This window comes from uncultured Campylobacter sp. (assembly GCF_938031315.1).
Taxonomy (GTDB): Bacteria; Campylobacterota; Campylobacteria; order Campylobacterales; family Campylobacteraceae; genus Campylobacter_B.
Window position 1 is genome coordinate 1 of record NZ_CALHHT010000036.1, and the last position, 6,096, is coordinate 6,096.

Annotated in this window: 8 protein-coding genes; 3 read left to right on the forward strand and 5 right to left on the reverse strand. The window is 43.7% G+C overall.

Going from position 1 to position 6,096, the window contains the following annotated elements:
- The first annotated feature begins 94 nt into the window (after positions 1 to 94).
- Complete coding sequence (locus Q0236_RS00985) at positions 95 to 1,216, forward strand: hypothetical protein (RefSeq protein ID WP_297913956.1); 1,122 nt, start codon at positions 95 to 97, stop codon at positions 1,214 to 1,216.
- 172 nt (positions 1,217 to 1,388) lie between these two features.
- Here Q0236_RS00985 and Q0236_RS00990 read toward each other — a convergent pair whose 3' ends face one another.
- The 5 genes from Q0236_RS00990 to Q0236_RS01010 all read right to left on the reverse strand — a co-directional run bounded on the left by Q0236_RS00990 (position 1,389) and on the right by Q0236_RS01010 (position 4,146).
- On the reverse strand, positions 1,389 to 1,826 hold the full coding sequence (locus Q0236_RS00990; RefSeq protein WP_005870060.1) for a hypothetical protein: 438 nt from the start codon (positions 1,824 to 1,826) through the stop codon (positions 1,389 to 1,391).
- 10 nt (positions 1,827 to 1,836) lie between these two features.
- Positions 1,837 to 2,172, reverse strand: coding sequence for a type II secretion system protein (locus tag Q0236_RS00995; protein WP_297913959.1), 336 nt, complete (start codon positions 2,170 to 2,172; stop codon positions 1,837 to 1,839).
- Positions 2,173 to 2,192: 20 nt separating this feature from the next.
- A complete protein-coding gene (gene prfB, locus Q0236_RS01000; protein WP_297913961.1) occupies positions 2,193 to 3,290 on the reverse strand; it encodes a peptide chain release factor 2 in 1,098 nt (365 codons plus the stop codon).
- Positions 3,291 to 3,350: 60 nt separating this feature from the next.
- Positions 3,351 to 3,587, reverse strand: coding sequence for a hypothetical protein (locus Q0236_RS01005; protein ID WP_295153140.1), 237 nt, complete (start codon positions 3,585 to 3,587; stop codon positions 3,351 to 3,353).
- Positions 3,588 to 3,846: 259 nt separating this feature from the next.
- A complete protein-coding gene (locus tag Q0236_RS01010; RefSeq protein WP_005870065.1) occupies positions 3,847 to 4,146 on the reverse strand; it encodes a YqjD family protein in 300 nt (99 codons plus the stop codon).
- Between the two features lie 164 nt (positions 4,147 to 4,310).
- Between Q0236_RS01010 and panC the strand changes: the two genes are divergently transcribed.
- Together panC and Q0236_RS01020 are read left to right on the forward strand one after the other, a co-directional pair.
- A complete protein-coding gene (panC, locus tag Q0236_RS01015) occupies positions 4,311 to 5,132 on the forward strand; it encodes a pantoate--beta-alanine ligase (protein WP_297913964.1) in 822 nt (273 codons plus the stop codon).
- A gap of 1 nt (position 5,133) precedes the next feature.
- Positions 5,134 to 6,096 (forward strand): radical SAM protein (locus Q0236_RS01020; protein ID WP_297913967.1); only part of this gene is annotated, 963 nt, incomplete at its 3' end.

The window sequence follows — 6,096 nt, forward strand, 5'->3', positions numbered from 1 at the left end:
GCTACACGGGGGAATTTTTGGCACAGGAGCTAGCGGCGATGAAAAGCGCAAGAAAAAATAAACGGGGCTAAAACGCCTTATCAGGGGGGCAAGAATGGATCAAAGCAGGCTTGAGGAATTAAAAAGGTTACTACAAAAGCGACATCAAGAGCCGAAGCGGAGCTTGGAGCAAAATTCTAACGGCGAAAATTCTAAAGCCCCAAATTCTGAAATCCAGAATTCTGAAGTCTCAAATTTTGAAGTTTCGAATTTTGAAGCCCGGAATTCTGAAGCTTCGAATTTTAAAGCTCAAAATTCCGAAATCTCAAATTCTAAATTCTTGAATTATAAATCTTCAGATTCTGAAGTCTCAAATTCTGAATCCATGAATTCTAAAGCTCCTAATTTCGCTACCGACGCTTTAAATTTAGAAGCCGAAGCGGATAAGAATTCCGCCTATGAAAATAACGCAGAGCCGCAAAATTTTATCTCGGATGATAGCGGCGCCTTATCGCAGAATTCTAAAACTAGAGACTACGACAAAGAGCCGATAATCATCAAAGACCATACTTATTACGAATTTATGATTTATCAATTTCCGGCGCTACTGATAGGTTTTATTATATTTTTGACTTTTGCTACCATAGTAAATCCCGTTAGCCTTAAGACCTTTCGAATGCTCCCATTTATATTGGTTTCATTATTGACCGTAATTCGCGATAAAGACGGTATGTATTTTGAGTTTAAAAACGATAAAATTCTGTATTATCATAAAAACAAAATTCGCAAAATTTTCGAACTAAACAGCATAGGCGCAATGGTGATTAGCTTTGATTGCAGACACAGTATGCGACAAAGGGTAAATTGGTTTATAAAAATAGCGCTGCTTCTTTGGCTTTTATTAGCTTTTGTCGCCGACTCATACGATGAAACAATTGGTCAATATATAACTAATGTATTGTGTCTTTTTGTTTTAGCCGCGTCGGGGATTTTCGGAGCAAAGCCTCTTATACACCTACGCAACGGCAGTCTCAGTTTTTTCGGCCTCCACGATCAGCTCGTGCTTTATAAAGAAAACGCCGAGGTTGAGATACTAAATATTTTGATGGCAAATAAAGAGGAGTATGTGCAGCTGAGAGATTATTTTATGCAAACGATGCAAAAAGATATAAGCAATCTTCAACGCACGATGTCGATTTTTAATGAAAAGATAGAATTTAGAAAGTTTAAATTTTAAAAAGCGTATGTTATGGAGCAAATTGAGAAGGCAAGAAAAATCTTAGCCATTGCGGCTAGATAATAGAATTTCACGCATCAAATTCCATCCCGCGATACGGCGGAATGGAATTTGAAAGCAGTTCGTAGTGAGTAAATCTAAAATAGAATTTTAAAATTTAAATCCCAAAGCCTTAGCCGTTATATCCTAAGCGGCGCATATTTGCGCACGCGTCCTTGTAGCCGTAATAGCACGAGATACGGTATAGATCAATAGCGTTGAATTTATTTTGCTCCACGCCCTCACCTTTTTCAAACATCGCTGCGAGCTTCTGGCAAGCAGGGAAGTTTTGAGAGAGCGTGCACGCAGCGTTGTAGGCATTGGCGGCGGAAGCATAGTCGTGCTTGGAATACATAGAATCCGCAAAATTTAGACACATTGCGCCATTGCCGTTTTTGCACGCATCACTTTGTACGACGCTACCTTGTAGGTTCATCGCACGGATACCGTCTTGAACGTCGGCGAAAGAATATTTACCGCTCTTAGGCGCATCGACCGCACTCTTTGGTGCGTTGCTAACGCAGCCCGCCAAAAATACTCCAGCGGCGATCAAAGCTAGAATTTTTTTCATATTTTGCTCCTTAATTTTTTGAAATTTGGCGACCCAAAACGTAATAGGTCTCTTTGCCCGTGACCTTTTGTAGCTTGAGCTTAAATTTTTCCGACCAAGCGCTGATGATTTGCTCCACAGCGGTCTTACGCTCCTCATTCGTAGCGTCATTTTTGATCTTAAAATATGGGTTTGAATTAGACATAGCCACGTGCGCACCGTAAATTTTAAGCTTATCGTTCAGCCCCACGATGCGATCGAGCTCGTTATCCTCAAAATCACACTTCGATAAAATTCCTCGCAGCTGCGCGATCGTCGCGTCGTTTACGCTATATCCTAGCGCTAGCAAAATTCCATCTTCACTCATTCTCATCCTTTCAAAAAAATTTATTTGTTCGCTTGTGAAATCAAAACGCCTTCGATTATGCTTTTTATATCTCCGTCTAAGATCGCGTCGGTCTGGCTATACGCCTCGCCGCTGCGGTTATCCTTGACCTGCTGATATGGGAAAAGTACGTAGGAGCGGATCTGATGCCCCCAGCCTATCTCGCTTTTAGGCACGTTTTCGTCCTTTTCGCGCTGTTTCATCAGCTCAAGCTCGTAAAGGCGCGACTTTAGCACCTTCATCGCCGTTTCTTTGTTTTTGTGCTGGCTTCTATCATTTTGGCAGTTTACTACGATACCCGTTGGGATGTGCGTGATACGCACGGCGCTTTCGGTTTTATTGATATGCTGCCCGCCTGCGCCGCTTGCGCGAAATACATCGACGCGGATATCCTTCTCTTCGATATTTATCTCGATGTCGTCATTCAGCTCCGGGCTTACCATCACGCTCGAAAAGCTCGTATGTCTGCGCCCTGCGCTATCGAATGGGCTAACGCGTACCAGGCGGTGGATGCCGTTTTCGGCTTTCAGATATCCGTAGGCGTTCTCGCCGCGCACGATGAAGCTAACATCCTTAAGACCTGCTTCCTCGCCCTCTTGAAAGTCCAAAACCTCGATCTTAAAGCCCTCTCGCTCGCAAAAGCGCAGATACATGCGGTATAGCATACTCGCCCAGTCGTTGCTCTCCGTACCGCCCGCGCCCGGATGAATGCTGACGATAGCGTTTTTATCGTCGTTTTCGCCGCTAAGCATCATAGAAATTTCTAAATTTATGATCTTGCACTCTAGCTCGTCCGCTTCGGCAAAAAGCGAGTTTATCGTTTCCTCGTCGTTTTCCGAGTTTGCCAGCTCATATAGAGCCTTTGCATCGTCTACGGCATTTTTAGCGTTTAGAAATTTATTTAAGATATTTGAAATTTTAGTTTTTTCCTTGCCGATGGCGCCTGCTTTTGCGATGTCCTGCCAGAGATTTTGATCGTTTTCAAGCTCCTCGATCTCTTTTAGGCGCGTTTTAATATTCTCCGGTTTTACGACGCCCGCAATATTTTCGACTTTAGTATTTAGGGTTTTTAAAAGTTCCGTGTATTCGTAATTATCCAAAATTTAAGACCTTTTTTTATGCTTTTGGCGTGATTATAACATATTTTGGATTAAGGTTGTTTATAAAATTTTATTTAAGGCGGGCATTATGAAGCATTTGTCTATTAGGGATATCAAAACCTGCTTAATATTTCCGTGATTAATTAGTTTAAGCTCCGTAGAGAGATCGGGCAAAGGATCATTTAGTAGTAGTTTTAGCTTTGCTTCTTCTAGCTTTAACTTTTTACAATCGGCTTTTTTGTCTTCAAGCATAGACACCACTAGTCTTAGCTTTTCTTTTGTCATTTCGCTTTGCACGAAAGCACCTTATACACGATGATAGAACATAAAAAAGCTACAATGGAGCAGGCAAAATACGCCCAAATTTCTCCAATAGTCTTTTCAAGAAGCGCGTGCAGCCCTAGCAAAAAGAAAACTAAGCCTATAATGCAAATCACGCCCGTAATTATATTTAATAAAACCGAATTGGCGCTCTTTAAAAAAGAACGCCTAATATCGCTAGCTTGAGCGTCTACGAGCTCTACTACCGAAACTATAAATTCAGATATGCCGGCCATTATTTTTTCAGCAACCAAGCGAGCAAAAATCCGACGCCCGCAGCGATAGCGATGCTTTTTATCGGGTCTTGTTTTATCGTGTCATTTACGCTTTCTATGCCGTCTTTGCCTTTAAGCCTTAGATCATCTATATATTTTTTGATCTCATTGCTATTTAGCTGATCTAGAATTTTATCCTTAGCAGACTCCGCACGCTCTGCGCCTATATTTTTGATAGACTTCATAATCTCTTTAAAATCTGCTTTTAAAGAGTCGATATCCTTTTTCAAAGAATCTAAATTTGTCTCTTGAGTAGCCATTTTCGCTCCTTTTGAAGTTTATTTTAGAGCTAAAGCTCGTGGTAGATTTTAGTACTTATTGATTAACGCTCGCTAAATAGACCGCCCTTTCGCGCTTAATTTATACCTTTAATATTTTTTGATATAATTGCGAGCCTAATATTTTATATTGAAAAGAGAGAACAATGCAGATCATTAGAAGCGTAGAGGAGCTAAAAAGCTTCAGAGCGGCGGCAAGCGGCAGCGTGGGCTTCGTGCCTACGATGGGGGCTTTGCACGCGGGGCATGCGAGCCTCATAAAAAGAGCGCGGAACGAAAACGACATCGTAATCGTCTCCGCATTCCTCAATCCGGCGCAGTTTTTGCCCGGCGAGGATCTAAACAACTACCCAAAAAACGAAGCGGGCGATATTAAAATTTGCGAAAGCCTTAATGTGAACGCGCTTTTTATTCCGAGCGTAGATGAAATTTACGGCTCTTGTGAACCCGGTATTATCGCGCCTAAGCCGTTAAGCGAAATTTTGGAGGGCAAGACGCGCCCGGGACACTTCAATGGAGTGCTTAAGGTGCTAAATAAGCTCTTTAACCTCGTACGTCCGCTCAACGTATATATGGGTAAAAAGGACGCCCAACAGCTTTTCATCGTACAAAATATGGTAAAGAGCTTTTTTATGGATATAAATATCGTGCCCTGTGAAATCGTGCGCGAAAGCGACGGCTTGGCGCTTAGCTCACGCAACGCCTATCTGGACGAGGAGGGCAAGCTTATGGCGCTTAAGCTTTCGCGCTCATTGCTAAACGCCAGCTCGCTTATTAAAAAAGGCGAGATCAGCCTAAATATCATCCGCGAAAAGATGCTTAGCGTGCTTGAGCCGCTGGCGGTCGATTATATAGCGTTCGTGGATTATAAATTTAATGAAATTTCGCAGATCAAGCAAGGCGATACGATAATCCTGCTTGCCGCAAAGGTCGGCACAACCCGCCTGATCGATAATATCTGGCTGTAAAATGGCAAAACTCCATCTCGTCTCGCTGGGCTGTAATAAAAATTTAGTTGATTCCGAGATCATGCTTGGGCGTCTGAAAAACTACGAGATCACGGATGAACCCGCAAGTGCGGACGTGATGATCGTAAATACTTGCGGCTTCATAGCAAGCGCCAAGCAGGAGAGTATCCGCACGATTTTGAAGCTTAGCGAGCAGAAAAAAAGCGGCGCGCTGCTGGTCGTCACGGGCTGTCTGATGCAGCGCTACAAAGACGAGCTCATGCGCGAGCTACCCGAGGTCGATATTTTCAGCGGCGTCGGCGACTACGACAAGATCGACGAAATGATCTTAAAAAAGCAAAATTTATTCAGCCCACAAACCTATCTGCAAAGTCCCGCGCTTACCTCTTCACGCGTGATAACGGGCTCAAACTACCACGCTTACGTTAAAATTTCGGAGGGCTGTAATCAAAAATGCTCTTTCTGCGCCATTCCGAGCTTCAAAGGTCGCCTAAAAAGCCGCAGCATCGACGACATCGAAGCAGAGGTGCGCGGCTTGGTGGCGCGCGGATTTTACGATTTTAGCTTTATCGCGCAGGATTCTAGCAGCTACGGTCGCGATCTAAGACGCGGCAAAAAAGGCGGATCAAATTTTAAAGACTACCGCGATGAGTTAAATTTTGCAGGCTTTCGCGACGGGCAGAATTCCGATGGCTCAAGCGGCAGCGCGGGAGATAAAATTTCCGCTCAAAGTAAGCTCTCCTGCGGTAAGGGCTCTAGCGACGAGAGTGCTGGCGACGAAAAAGCCCACGAACAGGACATAGATCTAGTCGCGCTGATAAAACGCATCGAAAAAATAAAGGGCGTCAAGGTCGCGCGCGTGCTGTATCTCTACCCCACCAGCACCGACGAGCGACTCATCCGCACGATCGTGGGCTCACCCGTTTTCGCAAATTACTTCGACATGCCGATTCAGCACATAAAC